Source organism: Pseudomonas sp. PB103 (genome assembly GCF_009764635.1).
GTDB lineage: Bacteria > Pseudomonadota > Gammaproteobacteria > Pseudomonadales > Pseudomonadaceae > Aquipseudomonas.
On the sequence record NZ_RWIL01000113.1, the window covers coordinates 41,379 to 62,928 of the forward strand.

Genomic DNA, 21,550 nt, shown 5'->3' on the forward strand with positions numbered 1-21,550 from the left:
AACCTCGTAGTGGGTGCTCTTGGGAACACTTCTCGACAAATGCCTCGGAGCAATCCGCGTGCCACAAAAAATTGCATTAGCGTTCAATCAGTTACCGCGACGACTTGAGAGTCCGGGGCAAATCCCCCACCCCTTTTCCCCACTTTTCGGGTGTATCCGGTTTGCCCCGAAAGTGGGGAAAACCGGGTTGGGGGTCACAACGGCGCATCCATGGCCAACCCCTGCAGACGCCGGTACTGACGCAACACATTCGGTACATACCGCTGGGTTTCGGCGAACGGCGGAATCACCCGGCCACGGCTAAGCACCGCGTCGGGCCCGGCGTTGTAGGCCGCCACGGCGAGGGCGATGTCGTTGTCGAACAGGGTCATCAGGCGCTTGAGGTATTTCGCGCCGCCCTGGATGTTGGCCTTGGGGTCGTAGACGTCGGTCACACCCATTTCCCGCGCGGTGTCGGGCATCAACTGCATGAGCCCACCCGCGCCTTTGGCCGAGGTTGCGCCGGGGTTGTAGTGGGATTCTGCGTTGATCACCGCGTGCAGCAGCGCTTCGGGTAACTGGTTGACTTTGGCGGCTGCCGAAACCAGTTCCGCATAGGGTTGGTTGGCGATCATTTGCGGCTGTTGATCGAGGCTGGCCACAGGCATTTCAGCCTCGTGGATCACCCGTTCGTAGGTGCGTCCGGGCCGGTGAACGTTGGACAGCACGTAGCTGCCCTTGGCGTCCACCGAGATGAACACATCGGCCTGCGCGGCGCCGCTGAGCAGCACACAACCGAGCAATCCGCTGGCGAGAAATTTCATGTCGGGCCTCCCCGGATCGGCCCCGATAAATTGGGGGAAATGCCCCAATGGCCGATCACGTTTGAGCCATACGCAAGCACTGTGCCGACTCTTGAAAGCCTCGTATTACAAGGGTTCCGGCATGCGAGCAGGTTTTTAACGGGTGCTGAGCATGGCAATTGCATAAGCCCTTCAGGCGACACGGCTGCCACTCACGGGAGGTCATCATGAAGCTGCAATTTCGTCCGCGTGGCCAACGCGGTTTTACCCTGCTCGAACTGCTTGTGGTGCTGGTGGTGCTCGGCCTGTTGGCCGGGATCGTCGCGCCGAAATACTTCGCCCAACTCGGTCGCTCCGAAGTGAAAGTGGCCAAGGCGCAGATCGAAGGGCTGAGCAAGGCGCTGGATATCTATCGACTGGAAGTCGGCCACTACCCGTCCACCGAACAGGGCTTGCAGGCCTTGGTCACCGCACCGAGCGACGAGGCGAAATGGACCGGCCCGTACTTGCAGAAAAAGCTGCCGCAGGACCCGTGGGGACGTAATTACGCCTACCGCTATCCCGGCGAAAACAGCGAGTACGACTTGCTGTCGATGGGCAAGGACGGCCAGCCCGGCGGCGAAGGCGAAAACGCTGAAGTGACCAATTGGCAGTGAGCGGAGCGCGGCCCATGCGATTTCATTTGAAAGCGGTCGGCAAGGCGGGCGTGGTGTCCTTGAGCGTCGAGGCAGCGGGCGACAGCGAAGCGCGGCGCATTGCCGAAGATCAGGGTCTGCGCGTGCTCAGTTCGCACGCCGACAAGCATTGGCGCTCGCTACGACTGCGTCAGCGCGAAACCTTCAATCTGGTGTTGTTCAGCCAGGAACTGACCACGCTGCTCAATGCCGGCCTGCCGTTGATCGATGCGCTGGAAAGCCTCGCCGAAAAAGAAAACGCCCCCGCTGCCCGGAAAACCTTGAGTGAGCTGGTGCGCCTGCTTTATGAGGGCAAATCCTTCTCCCAGGCGTTGGGCCAGTTGTCGGCGGTGTTCCCGCCGTTGTACGTGGCGCTGGTACAGTCCAGCGAGAAGACCGGCGCGGTCGGCGATGCGCTGGGTCGCTACGTCAGCTATCGGCAGCGCATGGACGAGGTGCGGCAGAAGATCATCAGCGCCTCGATCTATCCAATGCTGTTGCTGATAGTCGGCGGTGGCGTGGTGCTGTTCTTGATGGGTTATGTGGTGCCGCGCTTCAGCCTGGTGTTCGAAGGGCTGGGCAATAACCTGCCGTGGCTATCGCAGGTGTTGATGAGCAGTGGCATGTTCTTGCATGCGCATCAGGCGGAATTTTTCGGTGCGCTGGCGGCGATTGTCATCGCCCTCGCCGTGCTGCAAAAACAACCGGCGTTTCGCCGAGGGCTGGATCGGCTGGTGGAGAAACTGCCGGCGGTGCATCAACGGATTTTCATGTATGAGCTGGCGCGGTTTTATCGTTCGCTGGGGATTCTGCTGCAAGGCGGGATTCCGCTGGTGACCGCCATGGCCATGGTCCGAGGTTTGCTCACCGTGGCTTCGCGGACGCGACTGGATCAGGCCTGCGAGCGGGTGCGCGAGGGGCAATCGTTGTCCACCGCGCTGGAGCTCAATCACCTGGTGACGCCGGTGTCGCTACGACTGCTCCGGGCCGGCGAACAGTCCGGCAACCTCGGGCAGATGATGGAGCGCAGCGCCGACTTCTACGACGAGGAAATCAGCCGCTGGCTGGAGTGGTTCGTGAAGTTGTTCGAGCCGCTGCTGATGACGTTTATCGGCCTGCTGATCGGGGTCATCGTGATCCTGATGTACATCCCGATTTTCGAACTGGCGTCGAGTATTCACTGACCCCCGGGAACGGGTCCGGTCCCTGCAACAACGCACTTTTACGTTCCCAACAAGACCACAAAGACGGAGAACGATATGCACATTAAAAAGCTCGTGCTCGCAATGGCCATCGGCGCAGTTCTGTCAGCGTCCACCGTGCTGATTCCGGATAGTCTTTCCGGCATTTCCAGTGTTCAGGCCAAGGAAGGTGGCAGTGGCGGTGGAGGGAGTGGTGGCGGTGGACACGGCGGAGGGGGTGGCGGTAACGGCGGAGGGGGTGGCGGTAACGGCGGAGGAAATGGCGGCGGGCATGGCGGTAGTGGTGGAGGCGGCGGAAGCGGCGGTGGCGGTGGCGGTGGCGGTGGCGGTGGCGGCAATGGTGGTGGCCACGGCGGCAGTGGCAATGGTGGAAGTGGTCACGGTGACGGCGGCAGTGGACACAGCGGCAGCGGCCAGGGCTCCGGACACTCCGGTGATTCCGCCTCATCCTCCGGCCGCAACGGCACCCACGCCGAGCCAGGCGATGATCATGGCGTGCACCGGGCCGGTGAAGTCGGCGATGACCATGGCGTCCACCGCGCTGGCGAAGTCGGCGACGACCGAGGACTGCATGCAGCAGGCGAACCGGGGGATGATCGCGGCGTACATGTCGGCGGCGAACCCGGCGACGACAAACGCACCAACTGACAATCCTGCAACACCACGAACCCTTGTGGGAGCTGGCTTGCCAGCGATGAGGCCAGATCAGACACTGCTGCATTGCCTGATCCACCGCCATCGCTGGCAAGCCAGCTCCCACAGGGTTCAATGGTGTACGCAGATCCACAGTCGTCTGCGATCAACTGTAGGAGTGAGCCTGCTCGCGGCGTACATGTCGGCGGCGAACCCGGCGACGACAAACGCACCCACTGACAATCCTGCAACACCACGAACCCTTGTGGGAGCTGGCTTGCCAGCGATGAGGCCAGATCAGACACTGCTGCATTGCCAGACCCACCGCTATCGCTGGCAAGCCAGCTCCCACAGGGTTCAATGGTGTACGCAGATCCACAGTCGCCTGCGATCAACTGTAGGAGTGAGCCTGCTCGCGGCGTACATGTCGGCGGCGAACCCGGCGACAACAAACGCACCAACTGACAATCCTGCAACACCACAAACCCTTGTGGGAGCTGGCTTGCCAGCGATGAGGCCAGATCAGACACTGCTGCATTGCAGACCCACCGCCATCGCTGGCAAGCCAGCTCCCACAGGGTTCAATGGTGTACGCAGATCCACAGTCGCCTGCGATCAACTGTAGGAGTGAGCCTGCTCGCGATAGCAGTGAGTCAGGCACAGCATAAGTGTCTGAATAATCGCTATCGCGAGCAGGCTCGCTCCTACAGTTTGATCTGCGTAAGGATCAGAGGGCGACGTTGCTTTGGTTGAGGCGTTCGCGCAGGAACTCGATCAGCGCCTGCACCGGTCGTGAAGCCTGACGATGCTGCGGATAGACCGCCGATAGCGTCAGCGGCTCCGGACGCAAATCATCCAGCACCGGCACCAGCCGGCCATCCTTCAGCGCCGCGCCAACAATAAACGTCGGCAAATACGTAATCCCCATCCCCTGCACCGCCGCATCCCGCAGCAGCTCGCCGTTGTTCACCCGCATGCGTCCAGTGACATTCACCAGCACCGGCTTGCCCTGCCCCGCGTTGAAGCGCCATTGCACCGAACGACTATGCCCGTACGGCAAACAGTCATGGCTGTGCAGGTCTTCCGGTTCAAGGGGCGTGCCGCGTTCAGCCAGATACGCCGGGCTGGCGCAGTACACCCGTTCGATGGAAGCGATACGGCGGGCGATCAAGGTCGAGTCTTCCAGCACGCCGATGCGCAACGCCAGGTCGTAGCCTTCACCGAGCAGGTCAACCGGCCGATCACTCAGATCCACCTCTACCGTGACCTCCCGGTAGCGCTGCAAAAACATCGGCAGCAGACAACCGAGATGCGCCACGGCAAACGACAGCGGCGCACTCACGCGGATCGTCCCACGCGGCTCGGCGGTCTGCCCGGCGATGCCCTGCTCCACCTGCTCGACTTCGCCGAGCAAGCGCAACGCCGACTCGTAATAACTCTGGCCCAGCGGCGTGACGTCCAGTCGCCGCGTCGAGCGGTTCAACAACCGTACGCCGAGGCGTTCTTCCAGCTGCATCAAACGCCGGCTGACGAACTGCTTGGACAGCCCCAGTTGATCAGCCGCCGACGTGAAGCTGCCGGACTCCATGACCTGGCAAAAAATACGCATGTCTTCGAACGGGTTCATTGTCACTCTCTGGTGGACAGTTAAACGCTTTATAGCCGCTTTTTCACTTTCGAGCAGCTCATTAATCTGTGCTCACGGTTTGAAAACAACCCCCTACCGGTAGGAGCTGCCGCAGGCTGCGATCTTTTGATCCTGATCTGCGCAGAGGCTGGAAAAAGGCCAAAGCAGGATCAAAAGATCGCAGCCTGCGGCAGCTCCTACATCACACATTTGAAAATGGAATTGAACATGAACATTAAAAAGACGCTGACCGCCTCCCTCCTCGCCCTCTCCATCGGCAACGCTTTCGCCGCCGAAAGCAGCGGTGTCGAACACAACACCCAAGCCTTCCTCAACGCCCTCACCGCCGGTGGTGGCAAACCACTGGAGCAACTCAGCCCGAAAGACGCCCGTGCGGTGCTGACCGGTGCGCAGGCTTCGGTGAAAGTGGATTTGTCCGGTGTTGAAGTCAGCGACAAGGCGATCAAGGTCGATGGCCAGACGATCAACCTGAAAGTGGTGCGTCCAGCCAAGGTCAAAGGCGAATTGCCGGTGTTCATGTTCTTCCACGGCGGCGGCTGGGTGCTCGGTGATTACCCGACGCACCAGCGCTTGATTCGTGACTTGGTGGTGGGTTCCGGCGCCGTCGCGGTGTACGTCGATTACACGCCGTCGCCGGAAGCGCAGTACCCGACCGCAATCAACCAGGCCTACGCCGCAACCAAATGGGTGGCCGAGCACGGCAAGGACATCGGTGTCGACGGCAAGCGTCTGGCAGTGGCCGGCAACAGCGTCGGCGGCAACATGGCGGCGGTCGTGGCGTTGATGGCCAAGGAACAGAAAACCCCGGCACTGCGCTTTCAGCTGTTGATGTGGCCGGTGACCAACGCGCAGTTCGATGACGGTTCGTACCAGCAATTTGCCGAAGGCCATTTCCTCACCAAAGGCATGATGCAGTGGTTCTGGGACAACTACACCACCAACCCGGCCGAACGTGCGCAGATCCATGCCTCGCCGCTGAACGCCAGCGCCGAACAGCTCAAAGGCTTGCCTGCCGCCCTGGTGCAGACCGCCGAATTCGACGTGCTGCGTGACGAAGGTGAAGGCTATGCGCGGCATCTCGATGCGGCCGGCGTGGCGGTGACCTCGGTGCGTTACAACGGGATGATTCATGACTTTGGCCTGCTCAATCCGCTGAGCCAGATTCCTGAAGTGAAGGCAGCGGTGCGTCAGGCAGCGGCTGAGCTGAAAACCCATTTGAACTGAGCCCAAGCCCTCGCCACACCCAACAGTGTGGTGAGATCTCCCTGCAAATGAAGAACCTGTGGTGAGGGGATTCATCCCCGTTCGGCGGCGCAGCCGTCGTGAAATCAGCGAATGCGGTATTTCAGAAAAATCGTAGTCGATGGTTTTAGGGTCGCTTCGCAACCCAACGGGGATAAATCCCCTCGCCACAGGTTCCTCAATGACAAAATTATTATCGCCCGCAGAGTTCGACTTAGACTGGAGTCTTCCATGTCCTTCCTCCTCACCCACCTGCTGTCCCTGAGCGCTGTTCTGCTGCTGCTCGACGCCGTGCTCTGGCACTTCACGCCCTTCACCCATCGTGCGCCGAAAGTGGCGGTGCGCCTGGCGCTGTTTCTGGCCTTCAGCGCGCTGGTGATCAACGCCGGTGTCAGCCCGTTGCAGGCGCCGCTGTTCGCCGAAGATCGCGTGGCGCAACTGGGGGCAACGGCGCTGGGGATTCTCTGGTGGCTGTATGCAGCTCGCGTGTTGACCGAAGTGATCGGCCTGGCGCTGATGCGCCGCATCGGTCACAGCGGGCGGTTGTTGCAGGACGTCATCGGTGCGCTGGTGTTTCTGGTGGCCATCGTTGCCGCCGCCGGTTACGTGCTGGAACTGCCCGTGAAGGGCCTGCTGGCGACGTCCGGCGTGGTTGCCATCGTTGTCGGTCTGGCGCTGCAAAGTACCTTGGCTGACGTGTTTTCCGGGATCGTGCTCAACACCACCAAACCCTACCAAGTAGATGATCTGGTGATGATCGACGGCGTCGAAGGCAAGGTTTTCGACATCGACTGGCGCGCCACGCATCTGCTCACCAGCGCCGGGACCATGGCGGTGGTGCCGAACTCGGTTGCGGCCAAAGCGAAAATCGTCAACCTCAGCCGCCCGAACAACATGCACGGCGTGTCGATCAGCATCAAAGTGCCGAACCACATTCGCCCGCGCCGGGTACTCGACGCGCTCGACCGTACCTTGCAGGGCAGCAATGCTCTGTTGCTCAGCCCGGCACCCAAAGCCGTGCTGAAAGAGACCGGTGAAACGATGTCGGAATACGTCGCCAGCGGTTTCATTGCCGAACTGGGCAAGAAAAGCGAAGTGCGCAATCAGCTGTTCGATCTGGCTCACCGGCATTTGGAAGCGGCAGGCATTTCGCGCCATCCAGACGGCGTAATTGAACCGTCCACCCGTGCTCGCGCGCTGCTCGATGAAGTGAAAATCTTCCGTTCGCTGAGCAGCGAAGAACGTGATCGCCTCGCCGAATCGATGGTCGCGCAGCAATACTCGGCGGGCCAGGTGGTGCTGGATCTGGACGAAGTGCCGGACAGTCTGTTCGTGATTGCCACCGGGGTGGTCAGCGCGACGGTGGCGGACGGCGACAGCAAGGTCGAGGCCGGGCGGATGGGGCCGAGTGAGGTCATGGGTGAACAGAGCATTCTGGCGGATACGCCGTCGCAGGCGACGTTCACCGCGCTGACGTCGAGCATCATTTATCGACTCGACAAGAACCTCACTCGTCAGTGCATGGAGCAGCGCACGGAGGTCAGTCGGGCGTTGAATAAATTGCAGGCGGTGCGTCAGCAGAACAGTCATCTCGCGTTGATGGCCAGGCCGGCGCCTGTCAGCAAAAGTGGTTTTCTGCGCTGGTTGCAGAGGCGCTGATTACAAAAGATCGCAGCCTGCGGCAGCTCCTACACGCATTCCCATGTAGGAGCTGCCGAAGGCTGCGATCTTTTGATCTTACTTGGCAGTGAACTTGGTATAGCTGTTGATCAGGTTGCGGTAGTTAGGCAGACGCTCCGACAGCAAATGCGCCAAACCTTCCATGTCGTTGCGCCAATCCCCCTGCAGCTCGCACGCCACCGAGAACCAGTTCAACAGGTGTGCACCCGCCGCCGACATCCGCGCCCACGCCGCCTGCTGCACGGTGGTGTTGAAGGTGCCGGACGAGTCAGTCACGACAAACACTTCATAACCTTCAGCAATCGCCGACAGCGTCGGGAATGCCACGCAAACGTCAGTCACCACACCGGCGATGATCAGTTGCTTGCGACCGGTGGCCTTGATCGCCTTGACGAAATCTTCGTTGTCCCAGGCATTGATCTGGCCCGGACGCTGAATGAACGGCGCATCCGGAAACTGCTCGCGCAACTCAGGCACGATCGGGCCGTTGGGGCCGGCGTCGAAACTGGTGGTGAGGATCGTCGGCAGTTTGAAGAACTTGGCGATGTCGCCCAGCGCCAGCACGTTGTTCTTGAATTCGTTCGGGGTGAAATCCTGTACCAGCGAGATCAGGCCGGTCTGGTGATCGACCAGCAATACAACCGCATCATCTTTGTTCAGACGTGTGTAAGGAACGCTCATGGGAAAACTCCTGATGGACGGATGGATGAAGCGTGAAGCGCCGACCGGATGGCCGGCGCTTTGGGGGAGAATCAGAAAGCGAAGCAGGAGCAGCCGAACGCGCCCCAGAACCCGGCAAAGTCGCTGACCGGCGCGTTCGACATCCGCGCCTTTTCATGGCTGTGGGTGTGTACGGCGCACGGCCCGCTGCACTGGTGCACCTGCGCCTGCAATGGCGAGTTCGGCCGCCAGTGGCCCGGGACTTTCACCACCGGCGACCAGTCCGGCAGCACCGGAATCGAGCGCGGGCCGAGGTCTTCGAAGTCGCCGGCAGCGTAAACAATCTTGCCGCCGACCACGGTCATGACCGATTCGATCCACTTGATTGCTTCTTCCTCGACATGGAAGAAGTCCGCGCTCAGCGCCGCCAGATCCGCCAGTTGCCCGACCTTGATCTGGCCCTTCTTGCCCTGTTCCGAAGAGAACCAGGCGCTGCCGTGAGTGAACAGTTCCAGCGCGGTGGTGCGCGGCAAACCTTCTTCGTACAGCGCCAGACCGCCGACGGTACGGCCGCTGACCATCCAGTACAGCGAAGTCCACGGGTTGTAGCTCGACACCCGCGTCGCATCGGTGCCGGCGCCGACCGGTACGCCTTCGGCGAGCATGCGTTTGATCGGCGGAGTCGCTTCGGCGGCTTGCTTGCCGTAGCGGTCGACGAAGTACTCGCCCTGGAACGCCATGCGATCCTGAATCGCAATGCCGCCGCCCAGCGCTTTCACCCGCTCGATGTTCTGCGGGGTGATGGTCTCAGCGTGGTCGAAGAACCACGGCAGACCGTTGAACGGAATGTCGCGGTTGACCTTCTCGAACACGTCGAGCATGCGGCTGATCGATTCGTTGTAGGTGGCGTGCAAACGGAACGGCCAGCGCTGTTCAACCAAGTGGCGCACCACCGGCTCCAGCTCTTCTTCCATGGTTTGCGGCAGGTCCGGGCGCGGTTCGAGGAAGTCTTCGAAGTCCGCTGCGGAGAACACCAGCATCTCGCCGGCGCCGTTGTGGCGCAGGTAGTCGTCGCCTTGGTGCAACTTGACGCTGCCGGTCCAGTTCTGGAAATCGCTCAGTTCTTCTTTCGGTTTCTGGGTGAACAGGTTGTAGGCGATGCGCACGGTCAACTGGTCGTCTTTGGCCAGTTGCTCGATCACTTGGTAATCGTCCGGGTAGTTCTGGAAACCACCGCCGGCATCGATCGCGCTGGTCAGGCCGAGGCGATTGAGTTCGCGCATGAACTGGCGGGTCGAGTTGACCTGATATTCCAGCGGCAGCTTCGGCCCTTTGGCCAGCGTCGAGTAGAGAATCATCGCGTTTGGCCGCGCGACCAGCATGCCGGTCGGGTTGCCGTTGGCATCGCGAACGATCTCGCCACCCGGCGGGTTCGGCGTGTCGCGGGTGTAACCGGCCACGCGCAGCGCGGCGCGGTTGAGCAAGGCGCGGTCATACAGGTGCAGGATGAACACCGGGGTGTCCGGCGCGGCCTGGTTGATTTCTTCCAGGGTCGGCATGCGTTTTTCGGCGAACTGGAATTCGTTCCAGCCACCGACCACGCGCACCCATTGCGGCGTCGGCGTGCGGTCGGCCTGATCCTTGAGCATGCGCAGGGCGTCGGCCAACGACGGCACGCCTTCCCAGCGCAATTCCAGGTTGTAGTTCAAACCGCCACGGATCAGGTGCAAGTGCGAGTCGTTGAGGCCGGGAATGACGCAGCGACCGTGCATGTCGACCACTTGCGTGTTCGGCCCGCGCAAGGCCATGGCCTGGTTGTCGTTGCCGACGACGACGAAGCGCCCATCGGTGATCGCCACGGCACTGGCCAGCGGTTTGGTGCGATCGACGGTATGAAATTGGCCATTGAACAGAATCAGATCGGCGCTCATCGCAGTTCCTCAAGCAAAGTAAAAAGGAGCAAACCCCGCGCGCTCAGCGTGGCGAGGTTTCTTGGGAATCGAGGTGTTCATGGGCCTGACTGGCTTCGAGCCACGGCGTAAACAAACGGGTGACCGGCGGCATCACTACGTACACCACCGACAGGACGATGGTCAGGGTGATCAGGAACGTGGCGACCACGTAATTGGACAGGATTGGATGCAGCCCCAGCAGCGGCCCCCAGATCAGGGGCACGAGCAAGGTGTGCGGCAGAATCACCAACAGCGAGACGACGGCCTGCTTCCAGCGCGGCGGCGGCGAAGCAGCATCGGCCAACGGCGAGAACCAGAACTCTTTGATCGGCGCAACTTCGGTCTGATCGCCATCAGCCAGCATCGGCGCGGCTTCGGCGACCAGTGCCTGACGCTGCGGCGACTCCAGCCAGCCTTGCATCGCTTCAGTGGAGCTGAAACGCAGCACACAGGTGTAGAAATCGAGACGGCCGCGTTTGCCACGCACCACATCTACGCCCAAATGGCCTTCACGCTGGCTCGCCACGCGGACGATATTGCGCAGCCAGGCTTCATACGTCGACTCGAAACCGGCCTTGATCCGGTGCTTGATGATCAACGTGACGGTCTCATCGGCCCCCGGTGCTTGTGGATTGAGGACTTCAGGCATAACGCAGCACTCCGGGCAAACGAACAGGAATCACCAGCCGTCCCGGCCCGGCGATCAACACAGTGGTAAACAGGATCAACAGCAACCAGCCGAACTGCCCCTCGGCCACACTCCATTGCGGATGCACGACCAGCAGTGCTACCAGCAGCACAAAGAGAATAGGCACGCAGGCCAATCGCGCCAGTAACCCGGCGACGATCAGTAGTGGACAGAGGACTTCGGCGAAGATCGCCAGGATCAGGGTGAGGTGGGCGCCGAGGTGGAACGGGTCTTCGATCAATTGCAGTTGCGCGGTGAAGTCCAGCAGCTTGGGCAAACCGTGGACCCACATTAAAAACAACCCGCCGCTGACCCGCAGGAACAGCAAACCGATGTCGCGTGCCTGTTCATCCCGTTGAGCAACGTGCATGGGCCCACCCTTGAATAGTTATTGGGGTGAATCATGCCGTGGAGGGCTGGGAGGAAATTGGATGGGTGTGCTCAGTTCTGCGCTGTGCCGGGATTCTGTGAACACCGCAACCTCCTGTGGGAGCTGGCTTGCCAGCGATAGTGGAGTGTCAGACGCCATCACCGTTGGCTGAGCTGACGCCATCGCTGGCAAGCCAGGCTCCCACAGGATTTCTGATCGTTCCTACACTCGATGGAGCTGCCACGATTCGCTGCGAGACGAATGAGGGTGGCAGCGCACCGACAATTCCTGGTTCACACCCATCCAATGTAGGAGTGAGCCTGCTCGCGATGGCGGTCTGTCAGACACGGCAATGTTGCCTGATAAACCGCTATCGCGAGCAGGCTCACTCCTACAGGGGGTGATGCGTACTTGAGGACTGCAATGGGATTTAAATCGCCGGGATATCCAGCGGCGCCGCCATGAATTGGCTGATCCTTGCGCGCAGCCATTTCTCCGCCGGATCGTTGTCATGCACCCCGCTCCACGCCATCGACAACTGCGCGGCATCGATCGGGAATGGCGGATCTTCGGCGCGCAGAGCACAGCCTTCCACCAGTGCGCAGGCGGCGTAATCCGGCACAGTGGCAATCATTTCGGTGCCGGCGAGCAAGGCGCGCAAGCCGCTGAACTGCGGCACGCCGAGGACCACGCGGCGACTGCGACCGACCTTGGCCAGATCCATGTCGATATTGCCGCTCAAGTCGCCAGAGAACGAAACCATCGCGTGCGGACGTTCGCAGTATTCGTCCAGCGTCAGCGGCCCCGGACGATCATCGCCACGCAAGACTTTGCAGGGAATGTCGCGCAGTTTCTTGCGTTTGGCGTTGGCCGGCAGGTCGGTGGTGTAGCTGACGCCCACAGAGATTTCACCCGAGGCCAGCAGCGTCGGCATCAACAGGTAGTTGGCGCGCCGCACCACCACGACGATGCCCGGCGCCTCCTCTTGAAGCTGACGCAACAGCGGCGGAAACAAGCCGAACTCGGCATCGTCCGACAAGCCGATACGAAACACATCACAACTGCTGGCCGGGTCGAACTCCTTGGCCCGGCTGACCGCGCCGGAGATCACGTCCATCGCCGGTTGCAACTCCTTGAGAATCGCCAGGGCGCGAGCCGTGGGCTCCATCGACCGGCCGTTGCGCAGCAGCAACGGATCGTCGAACAGGTCGCGCAGACGACCGAGTGCGGCGCTGACCGCCGGTTGCCCCATAAACAGTTTTTCAGCGACGCGGGTCAGGTTCTTTTCGAACATCAGCGCTTCGAAAATCACCAGCAGGTTCATGTCGACGCGGCGCAGATCATTACGGTTCATGGGCTCGATTTCCTTCTATGGCCAGCCAGCAAGTGCTACGCACTTTACTCGATCAACCGCCCTTGAAGCGCCGGTCAGCCAAGCAAATTAACAACGATTAACTCGTCAGCCGCAGGTCTGCACCCAACAATCGTTTCACTGCGCAGCGTTGTTTTTTGACCTGAGGGAAGGCGCCCGTGTGCATTCCCCACCGACACGGACCTTGGCCATGGCTCATTCACAGCACACCGTCGCCCTCGCCCCTGCCTGCGAACCCGGCACCCCGCGCACCGGCGGCCTTAGCCCGCAACGGGTGCGGCGGGTAAAACAACTGATTCTGGATCGCCTCGGCGAAAGCCTGGAAGTGACGGAACTGGCACAGGCCTGTTCGCTGTCGCGCAGTCATTTTTCCAGGGCCTTCAAGTGCAGCACCGGTGTATCGCCCCAAGACTGGATTCGCCGCCAACGCCTCGCTCGCGCCAAGCTTCTGATCCAGCACACTGACCTGAGCCTGACGCAAATCAGCCTGGAATGCGGATTCTGCGATCAGGCGCATTTCTGCCATATTTTCACCCGCAGCGAAGGGATCAATCCGTTCGCCTGGCGCTGCCGAGTCGTGCGCGAACAGCACAGCGCGCGCCCCTCGCCTGCCGTGTTGTGAACCCGCCGCCGCTACCAGCCATTGCACCGACGCGCAAACCTGAGGATTATGCCCGGACACCTCGAAACAGACGGCTTGCGTGCGGTCTGTCGGGGCCGCCGCATCAGCACAGGAGCGAGCTGTTGAGTTTTCCCGCGAATCAGGCCATCGGTTTCGGCCCCTATCGAATCCATCCGGCACAACGCCTGGTGCTTGAAGGCGAGCAGCCGCTGCGTCTGGGGCGCCGTGCCATGGACATTCTGCTGACCCTGCTGGCGCATGCCGGCGAAGTGGTCAGCAAGCATCAGTTGATGGCCGCGGTCTGGCCTGACAGCGTTGTCGAAGAGATCAATCTGCGCGTGCACATGGCGGCCCTGCGCAAGGCTCTCGGCGACGGTCAGGCCGGGCAGCGCTACATCGTCACCGTGGCGCAACGCGGTTACAGTTTTGTTGCGCCGATCCTGCTGCACGCCATCGAACAGCAACCTGTCGGCGACAGCGCCGGGCGACATAACCTGCCATTGCGCCGCACGCGGATGATCGGCCGCCAGCCACTGGTCGACAGCCTGATGACGCAACTGCCGCGCCAGCGCTGCATCACCTTGGTCGGCCCCGGCGGAATCGGCAAAACCACCGTTGCCTTGCGCGTTGCCGAGCAGTTGATCGGACGCTACCGCGACGGCATTCGCTTGCTCGATCTGGCGCCCTTGAGCGACCCGCGCATGATCTGCTCGCACCTGGCCGCCCTGCTCGACATTCTGCTGCACGACGGCGATCCGCTGGCGAGCCTGATCAACGGCCTGCGCGAGCGGCAGATGCTGCTGGTGATCGACAATTGCGAACACCTGATCGACGCGGTAGCGCTGCTCAGCGAAAGCCTGTTACGCGGCGCGCCGCAGGTACACATTCTGGCCACCAGCCGTGAGAGCCTGCGCGCCGAGGGCGAATACGTGCAGCGTCTGGAATCGCTCGATTGTCCGCCACCGTCGGCCGTCGAGGATCGTACGCAGGCGCTGGGGTTTTCTGCGTTGCAGCTGTTTGTCGAACGCGCCATGGCCGCCGATGAACATTTCGAACTTGATGAGGCCAACCTGGCGCAGGCCATCGAGATCTGCCAGCGCCTGGACGGTATTCCGCTGGCGCTGGAATTGGCGGCAGCGCAAATCAACAGCGCCGACCTGTCGGGGTTGCTCAGTCAGTTGCAGGGCCGCTTACCACCGTTGGTGCCGGGCAGTCAGGAGCGTCACGTCACGCTGCGCGCCACGCTGGACTGGAGCTTCAATCTGCTCGGCCCTTGCGAACAGACCTGCCTGCGCCGCTTGGGCGTGTTTCGCGGCGGCTTCACGCTGGAGTCTGCCGCTGCCGTGATCGGCGGTCAGCGCATCGTGCCCGGGGCCGTGTTTGGCTCGATCACGCAGTTGGTGGCCAAGTCGCTGCTCAATGTCGAGGTCGGCGATGAAGAAGTGTTTTACCGCTTGCTCGACACCACCCGGCGTTATGCCCTGGAAAAACTCGATCAGGTCGCCGAGCTCGACGAAACCCGCAGACGCCATGGCGAACGCTGTCTGGCGTTGATGCATCAGGCGCAGAGCGCTTGGGAGCACACCCCGACCGCGCTGTGGATCGAGCGCTACGCCCGCAGCCTGGAAGATTTGCGCGCGGCATTGGACTGGAGCCTCAAGGGCGCTGGCCCGGCGGATTTGGCGATTGCGCTGGCGGCGACGTCGGCGCCGTTATGGCAGGAGTTGTCGCTGCTCAAGGAGTATGGCGGCTACGTGCGCCAGGCCCTGACACTGCTGGAAAATGCTGACGAGCCCTGCCCGCACCTGCAAATCGCTTTGAAACTGGCGCTCGGCAGCGCCTGTTATCACACCTGGGGCGGCACCCCGGAAACCATCGAAGCCTTCGCCAGCGCCCACGCCCTGGCGCAACAGCATGGCGATGTCGCCGGGCAACTGCGCGCCGTGTCCGGGCACATGGCTGTCAACCTCAGTTGCGGCCAGTATCAGGCCGCCCTGGCGCAAAGCGAACAATTCGATCGTCTCGGCCTGCACGGTGATCCACTGTTGTCGCTGAGCACTCACCGGTTGCGGGTGCTGGCGCTGCATTACGCCGGCGATCAGCCGCAGGCCCGCCTGCATGCCGAACAGGTGATTCAGCGCATGGCGCAGAGCGGTCATCTCAATCGGTTTACTCACGGTTTCGGCGTGCAATATGACCAGAGCGTGGCTTCGTTGACGGTGCTCGCCCGGGTCTTGTGGCTGCAGGGGTTTCCCGAGCAGGCCTGGCGCACGGCGCGCCAGGCGCTGGACATCGCGGTGCAGATCAATCACGGCACCTCGATCTGCTACACGCTGGCGCTGGCCAGTTGCCTGATCGCTCATTACAACGGCGATCGGCAGAATGCCAAGGCCTTGCTGCAACTGTTGCTGGAACAGGCGCAGAAGCATTCGGTGCTGCTGTTTCATACGTGGGCGCGGCACTATGCGCAGGTCCTTGATGCGCCGACAAACGCCTCGGTGCCGGCCGATGACAGCGGATTGATCAAGGAAATCATGGTCACGCTGGACAGCCGTTTCGTTGATCAAGCGCTGCTGGAGCGGGCTCACAGTGGCGCGGCGGGCTGGAGCACGGCGGAGATTTTGCGGGCTCGGGCGGAGCAGTTGCTGAGTTCAACCCATACTGAAGTTCACGAAGCCGAACAGACGCTGCTCGAGGCCTTGTCGATCGCCCAATCCCAAGGCGCGCTGGCCTGGGAACTGCGTAGCGCCACTTCACTGGCCCTACTCTGGCAGCAACAGTCGCGCTATGACCAAGCGCTGAACCTGCTGACCCCGATCTACCAGCGTTTCACCGAAGGCTACGCCACGCCGGATTTGCGCAAGGTGCGCCTGCTAATCGATGCGTTGCGCAGTCAGGTGCACGTCGCCCGCTTGGGCTGAACGACTCAGATAATGTAAATGACGATGCTCGAAATCGCCGCTGATGAGCTTTTCCCGGGCATACAGCCGAGTGGTATGGAGCATGCGGTATTGCGCAATCCCGTCCCCGCGCACCACTGTCAGTAACGACTTGTGCACCAGTTGCTCAATGATCGATTGGCCGTCGGCCTCAGCGATGACGGCGAGCGCCGCCTCAAGCGTAAAACCCACTTTGAACACCGTCAGACGTTGCAGCACCCGCTGCTGCGGTTCGCTCAAACTTCGGTAGCTCCATTGCAAAGCAGCCTGCATTGTCTGATGCCGTGGCACCGCAGTGCGGCGACCCTGCCATTGCAGGCAATTGCCCAACTGCGCCTGCAACCCCAGCAGCGCCAGCGCATCGATCTGCGCCGCTGCCAGCTCAATCGCCAGAGGCAGACCGTCGAGTCGCCGGCAAATGTCGCGGATCACCAGCAAATCCTGTTCGCGCAAGCAGAAACCCTGCTGCCGGGCACGCGCACGACTGACAAATAATTGCACCGCCGAATAGCCCATGGTCTCCTCGACACTGTTCAACGCCGAGGACGTGGGAACGCTCAGGGGTGGCAACAGTTGCACGGTTTCCAGGTGGGTTTGCAGCGCTTCGCGACTGGTGGCGAGGATCGACAGGCGCGGCGCCGCTCCCAGCAACGTCTCGGTCAGCGCCTTGCAGGCTTCGCGCAGATGTTCGCAGTTGTCGAGCACCAGCAAACAGTGCTGAGTCGCCAGCGTGGACACATCGGTGTCGAGGGTTTGCAGAATATGGTCGAGCAGTGATGTTTGATGATCGATCAGCGCCAGATCCACCAGCCAGACGCCATCACGAAAATGTTGCAGCAGCAGTTCCGCGACCCGCAACGCCACGGTCGACTTACCGACACCTGCCGGCCCCGTCACACTCATCAATCGGCACAGTGGCACTTGCCGCACCAGGGCGCCGACCAGCGAATCGCGGCCAGTCACCGGCGTCAGCCGCGCCGGCAAGTTGTGTTGCGGGGCTTGCAGGCTTTCGAAGACCACTTGCGCGACGCTGTCACCGTGTACCGGGGCGACAAAGCTGTAGCCGCATTGCGGCACATTGACGATGTAGCGCTGGCCGTTCTCGCCATCGCCAAGCGCCCGGCGCAACGCCGCAATGTGTACACGCAGGTTGATCTCTTCGACCACCGACGTGGGCCAGACCAGCGCAATCAGTTGCTCCTTCCTGACCACCCGGCCGGCGCGCTCGACCAGCACCTGGAGGATGTCCAGCGCGCGGCCGCCCATGCGCAATTGCCGATCCCCTTCGAGGATCAGACGCTGGCGCAAATGAAAGGCGAAAGGCCCGAAACGCAGGACAGATGCCGCGTGCAAATCGTTGAGGCTGTTCATGCCAACCATCTTGGCAGCCTCGGGTGACGGGACAACTGCCACGCGGGGCGCAGCACGGACATCCGGGTGCGCGAAACGGACAGAACCGCTCTAGCTGAACTGTTCGCGGTACTGCGCGGGGGTCAGGCCGAGCTTTTCAGCGAACAGGAAACGCATGTGCCGCACGCTGCCGAAACCGCTTTTATAGGCCACGGTTTTCAAGGGCAGTTCGCTGGTTTCCAGCAGGTTTCGCGCGCAGTCGATGCGCGCGCTTTGCAGAAACTCCATCGGGGTCATGTCGACATCGCGGGTGAACACGCGAGCGAAATGCCGCGCGCTCATGTTGGCCAACCCGGCCATGCGCTCGACGCTGAAGGCTTCGTCAATGTGCTCCAGGACGAAGTTCTGCACGCGGGTGATCGGTGTTTCCTGCGGTGCAACCGCCGCCATCAAGGGGCTGAACTGCGCCTGGCCGCCCTGGCGTTTCATCACCACCAGCAACACTTTGGCAACGTCCTGCGCGACCTTTTTCCCGTGATCGCGGGCGACGACGGCCAAGGCCAGGTCGATCCCTGCGGTCACACCGCCTGAAGTGATCAGGTTGCGATCCTCGACAAAGATCTGATCGGTCGTGACGTTGGCCTTGGGGAACCCCTTGATCAGGCGCTCGGTGTAGCTCCAGTGCGTAGTCACCCGGTAGCCATCGAGCAAACCGGCGTGACCGAGCACGAACGCCCCGGTACAGATCGATCCGTAGCGCTCGGCACGCCGGACCGCCCCTTGCAACCAGTCGAGCAACGGTGGGTGTTTTTCGTTGTAGGCCCCCGGACCGCCCGGCACCAGCAACAAATCATGGTGCTCCTGCGCCTGATCAATATGACGGTCGGTGTGTACCAGCACACCGTTGGATGCACGCAGCGGCCCGAGCTCGGTGCCCAATGTCGTCAGTTGGTAATGCGACTCAGGCTTGAGATAGCGGTTGGCAACCGAGAAAACCTCCATCGGCCCGGCCATGTCGAGCAGGAGAAAGTCGGGGAACAACACCATTGCCACGGTTTTCATGGGGAGCCATCGCTGAAATCAAAAATAAATGAACGCATCAAACAGGCTGAGCATTATGGCCAAGTGCAGCGCGGTTGACGGAAAAGATTGCGTGAACTGCTGCGCATTACTGTCAACCTGAACGGGACAGTCTTTCAATTTTCATCTACTTATTGCATTGGATGGTAACCAGTAAGCTTCTCCTCACTCGGACGAATTCACGTCCCCCCAGGAGATTTCATCATGCTGACCCTTCGCAAAGCCTCCGATCGTGGCCTCGCCAATCACGGCTGGTTGAAGTCGTTCCACACCTTCTCTTTCGCCAGCTACCGCGACCCGCGTGAGCAGGGTTTCTCCGACCTGTTGGTGATCAATGACGACCGCGTCGCGGCCGGCAAGGGCTTCGGCCAACACCCGCACCGCGACATGGAGATTTTTTCCTACGTGCTGGAAGGCGCACTGGAACACAAGGACACCCTTGGCACCGGTTCAGTGATCCGCCCCGGCGACGTACAACTGATGAGCGCCGGCAGCGGCGTGGCGCACAGCGAGTTCAACCATTCGGCGAGCCAGCCTGTGCACTTCTTGCAGATCTGGATTGTGCCGGAAGTCAGCGGCGCCAAACCGCGCTATCAGCAGGAGCACTTCAGCGCCGAGCAGAAACGTGGTCGCTTGCAACTGATCATTTCGCCCGACGGTAAACAAGGTTCGTTGAAAGTCCGTCAGGATGCGCGAGTGTTTGCCGGCCTGTTCGATGGCAAGGAAAGCGCCACGCTCAAATTGGCGGCTGACCGTTATGCCTACGTGCATGTGGCGCGTGGCCGTGTTGAACTCAATGGCGTGCAATTGCAGGAAGGCGATGGCGTACGGGTTCGTGAAGAACAGGCGCTGACCTTGAGCAATGGCGTGGATGCCGAAGTACTGGTGTTTGATCTGCGGCCGCAGGAGTTGCCGCAGATGCCATGATGCGGTGTTTTAACGCCCACAAAAAACGGCCTTCCTTGAAGGCCGTTTTTTATTGTGGCGGTGTGGGCACTGGCAACATGAACGGCGTGGGAACACTGAACTCCTTGCCGGCCTGAATGGCCGTGAGGGTGCTTTGAATCGCTACATACATGTTGGCCTGGTTGGCGTAATAGGAGCCGACGACGATGGCGACTATGCCCAGTAACTGGACGGCCGTTGCAGCCCAGACATTGGCCTTTACCGTAGCGCCTTGCCGGGCAGCCTCCTGCGCTCCTCGGGCAAGTTCGTGCATCTCCTGAGCGATCAGGTCGTAGCGCTTGTCTCGTTCGGTTTGAGTTTTTTCTCGTTCGACTTGAGTGTTTTCGCGTTCGGTTCGAGTGTTTTCGCGTTCGGCTTGGGTCTTGTCGCGCCCTGCCTGAACCGAGAGAAACCCGTCGATTTTTGCCGACACAGCGTCCAGCCGAGCATCCATCCTTGTTTCAATGGTCTCGATCCTGGCATTGAATTCTTCACGACTGATAGCGTTCATGGCTTGGGGGTTCCGACCTTTGCTCGTTACGTCACTGACTGGAGATTGACTGATTTGCATGGTTTTCAATTCGACACCTTCCTGGGTCTACCGATACCGTCCCTGTTACATCACATCAGTACGAGACCTGCGTCTCTTACCGAGCTGTCGAAACGATAGAACCCATCCAAAAACCTGACAAGCCGGCCGATTCTGCCTCTGCTGTAGGCTGTTTCGTCAGGCGATGTAGCCTTGCCAGAACAGCCCCGCCACTATTCGTTCTGCGCCGCAAACGCCTCTACAATCTGCTCGATCACCGCCCTCACCCGCGCGGTATGGCGCAGATCCGCGTGGGTCACCAGCCAGACCTCGTAGGGCAATGGCCGCGTCCGCTCTGGCCAGAGCCTGACCAAACCATCGCGCTCGCCCATGTACACGGGAATTTCTCCTACACCCAGGCCTGCCGCAATAGAGCGGCGCACCAACAGGCTGGAGCCGAGCCCGGCGACAATGCGCCCGCGATTCAGCGGTTCAGAGACAAGGGTCAGGTCTTTGTTGCCCTGCAAGTACGGTTGATAGACCACCAGATCATGGCCCTCGAACGCTGAACCCGGCTGCGGAATACCCTTGGCGTCGACATAAGCCTGGGACGCGAACAACCCCACCGGCCAACGAGCGATCCGTCGCGCGATCAAATCCGGATTGTCCGGCCGGGTGTTGCGCACGGCGATGTCGGCTTCGCGTTTGGCCAGGCTGAGAATCTGCGTCGACGCGTCCAGTTGCACGCGCACATCCGGGTGTTGCTCGTGCAGCCTGGCGATGGCCGGGATCAGAAAGTCGATGGCGAGCGAATCGGTGGTGCTGATCCGCACGTTGCCGGTCAGACGATCATCGAGGCCCTGAATCTGTCGCTCCAGTTCCAGCGCTGAATGCTCCATTTTTTCCACACTTTTCAGTGCCGCTTCGCCAACCGCCGTCAGTGCGTAGCCGTCGGAAGTGCGCAAGAACAAGGTCGCGCCAAGGGATTTTTCCAGCGCGGTGACACGCCGGCCGACGGTGGCCTGATCCACTCCCAGAACGCGCGCCGCGCCGCGCAATGTGGACTCGCGACAAACGGCGAGAAATACCCGGGCATCATCCCAATTCATAGAAACTCCTGATGATGCAAATCTGCATCAGTGTGCCGCCAATTCGCTGCATTATCGCCGCAACGATAGCCGA

The 21,550-nt window shown here is 61.1% G+C and carries 19 protein-coding genes; 8 read left to right on the forward strand and 11 right to left on the reverse strand.

Annotated features, from left to right (window positions below; genetic code table 11):
- Positions 1–194 precede the first annotated feature (194 nt).
- Positions 195–803 (reverse strand): lytic transglycosylase domain-containing protein, encoded by a 609-nt coding sequence (locus EJA70_RS20090; protein ID WP_008087278.1) that lies wholly within the window; start codon positions 801–803, stop codon positions 195–197.
- Positions 804–1,009: 206 nt separating this feature from the next.
- On the opposite strand from EJA70_RS20090, the gene gspG reads away from it, so the two are divergent.
- The 3 genes from gspG to EJA70_RS30865 all read left to right on the forward strand — a co-directional run bounded on the left by gspG (position 1,010) and on the right by EJA70_RS30865 (position 3,306).
- Positions 1,010–1,438, forward strand: coding sequence for a type II secretion system major pseudopilin GspG (gspG, locus tag EJA70_RS20095; protein ID WP_007913548.1), 429 nt, complete (start codon positions 1,010–1,012; stop codon positions 1,436–1,438).
- Between the two features lie 14 nt (positions 1,439–1,452).
- Positions 1,453–2,640: a type II secretion system F family protein gene (locus tag EJA70_RS20100; RefSeq protein ID WP_158832995.1), complete on the forward strand. Its 1,188-nt coding sequence runs from the start codon at positions 1,453–1,455 to the stop codon at positions 2,638–2,640.
- Between the two features lie 75 nt (positions 2,641–2,715).
- Positions 2,716–3,306: a hypothetical protein gene (locus tag EJA70_RS30865; protein WP_178116931.1), complete on the forward strand. Its 591-nt coding sequence runs from the start codon at positions 2,716–2,718 to the stop codon at positions 3,304–3,306.
- A gap of 712 nt (positions 3,307–4,018) precedes the next feature.
- On the opposite strand, the gene EJA70_RS20110 is transcribed toward EJA70_RS30865, so the two are convergent.
- A complete protein-coding gene (locus tag EJA70_RS20110; protein ID WP_158832997.1) occupies positions 4,019–4,918 on the reverse strand; it encodes a LysR family transcriptional regulator in 900 nt (299 codons plus the stop codon).
- A 228-nt stretch (positions 4,919–5,146) separates the two neighbouring features.
- Between EJA70_RS20110 and EJA70_RS20115 the strand changes: the two genes are divergently transcribed.
- Together EJA70_RS20115 and EJA70_RS20120 are read left to right on the forward strand one after the other, a co-directional pair.
- Positions 5,147–6,163, forward strand: coding sequence for an alpha/beta hydrolase (locus tag EJA70_RS20115; protein ID WP_158832999.1), 1,017 nt, complete (start codon positions 5,147–5,149; stop codon positions 6,161–6,163).
- A 249-nt stretch (positions 6,164–6,412) separates the two neighbouring features.
- The gene (locus tag EJA70_RS20120) at positions 6,413–7,840 is read left to right on the forward strand and encodes a mechanosensitive ion channel family protein (protein ID WP_158833001.1); all 1,428 of its coding nucleotides are present in this window, start codon (positions 6,413–6,415) and stop codon (positions 7,838–7,840) included.
- A 78-nt stretch (positions 7,841–7,918) separates the two neighbouring features.
- Here the strand turns inward: EJA70_RS20120 and ycaC are convergent, their stop codons facing one another.
- The 5 genes from ycaC to EJA70_RS20145 all read right to left on the reverse strand — a co-directional run bounded on the left by ycaC (position 7,919) and on the right by EJA70_RS20145 (position 12,885).
- Positions 7,919–8,542, reverse strand: coding sequence for an isochorismate family cysteine hydrolase YcaC (gene ycaC / locus EJA70_RS20125; RefSeq protein ID WP_007913541.1), 624 nt, complete (start codon positions 8,540–8,542; stop codon positions 7,919–7,921).
- Positions 8,543–8,613: 71 nt separating this feature from the next.
- A complete protein-coding gene (locus EJA70_RS20130) occupies positions 8,614–10,452 on the reverse strand; it encodes an amidohydrolase (RefSeq protein WP_158833003.1) in 1,839 nt (612 codons plus the stop codon).
- 43 nt (positions 10,453–10,495) lie between these two features.
- On the reverse strand, positions 10,496–11,122 hold the full coding sequence (locus EJA70_RS20135) for an antibiotic biosynthesis monooxygenase (protein WP_158833005.1): 627 nt from the start codon (positions 11,120–11,122) through the stop codon (positions 10,496–10,498).
- The gene (locus EJA70_RS20140; protein WP_158833007.1) at positions 11,115–11,531 is read right to left on the reverse strand and encodes a DoxX family protein; all 417 of its coding nucleotides are present in this window, start codon (positions 11,529–11,531) and stop codon (positions 11,115–11,117) included. Before EJA70_RS20140 ends, EJA70_RS20135 begins: the two co-directional genes overlap by 8 nt.
- A gap of 430 nt (positions 11,532–11,961) precedes the next feature.
- The gene (locus EJA70_RS20145) at positions 11,962–12,885 is read right to left on the reverse strand and encodes a LysR family transcriptional regulator (protein WP_158833009.1); all 924 of its coding nucleotides are present in this window, start codon (positions 12,883–12,885) and stop codon (positions 11,962–11,964) included.
- A gap of 208 nt (positions 12,886–13,093) precedes the next feature.
- Here EJA70_RS20145 and EJA70_RS20150 point away from each other — a divergent pair, with 208 nt between their 5' ends.
- Together EJA70_RS20150 and EJA70_RS20155 are read left to right on the forward strand one after the other, a co-directional pair.
- A complete protein-coding gene (locus tag EJA70_RS20150) occupies positions 13,094–13,525 on the forward strand; it encodes a helix-turn-helix domain-containing protein (protein ID WP_158833011.1) in 432 nt (143 codons plus the stop codon).
- A gap of 122 nt (positions 13,526–13,647) precedes the next feature.
- The gene (locus EJA70_RS20155; protein ID WP_158833013.1) at positions 13,648–16,446 is read left to right on the forward strand and encodes a winged helix-turn-helix domain-containing protein; all 2,799 of its coding nucleotides are present in this window, start codon (positions 13,648–13,650) and stop codon (positions 16,444–16,446) included.
- Here EJA70_RS20155 and EJA70_RS20160 read toward each other — a convergent pair.
- Both EJA70_RS20160 and EJA70_RS20165 read right to left on the reverse strand, forming a co-directional pair.
- A complete protein-coding gene (locus EJA70_RS20160; RefSeq protein WP_158833015.1) occupies positions 16,399–17,835 on the reverse strand; it encodes a winged helix-turn-helix domain-containing protein in 1,437 nt (478 codons plus the stop codon). The genes EJA70_RS20155 and EJA70_RS20160 overlap by 48 nt on opposite strands.
- Positions 17,836–17,925: 90 nt before the next feature.
- A complete protein-coding gene (locus EJA70_RS20165) occupies positions 17,926–18,876 on the reverse strand; it encodes a GlxA family transcriptional regulator (protein WP_158833017.1) in 951 nt (316 codons plus the stop codon).
- 222 nt (positions 18,877–19,098) lie between these two features.
- Here EJA70_RS20165 and EJA70_RS20170 point away from each other — a divergent pair, with 222 nt between their 5' ends.
- Positions 19,099–19,821, forward strand: a complete 723-nt coding sequence (locus tag EJA70_RS20170; protein WP_008079732.1) for a pirin family protein — start codon at positions 19,099–19,101, stop codon at positions 19,819–19,821.
- Between the two features lie 49 nt (positions 19,822–19,870).
- On the opposite strand, the gene EJA70_RS20175 is transcribed toward EJA70_RS20170, so the two are convergent.
- Together EJA70_RS20175 and EJA70_RS20180 are read right to left on the reverse strand one after the other, a co-directional pair.
- Positions 19,871–20,350 (reverse strand): hypothetical protein, encoded by a 480-nt coding sequence (locus tag EJA70_RS20175; protein WP_158833019.1) that lies wholly within the window; start codon positions 20,348–20,350, stop codon positions 19,871–19,873.
- 251 nt (positions 20,351–20,601) lie between these two features.
- On the reverse strand, positions 20,602–21,477 hold the full coding sequence (locus tag EJA70_RS20180; RefSeq protein ID WP_158833021.1) for a LysR family transcriptional regulator: 876 nt from the start codon (positions 21,475–21,477) through the stop codon (positions 20,602–20,604).
- Positions 21,478–21,550 lie beyond the last annotated feature (73 nt).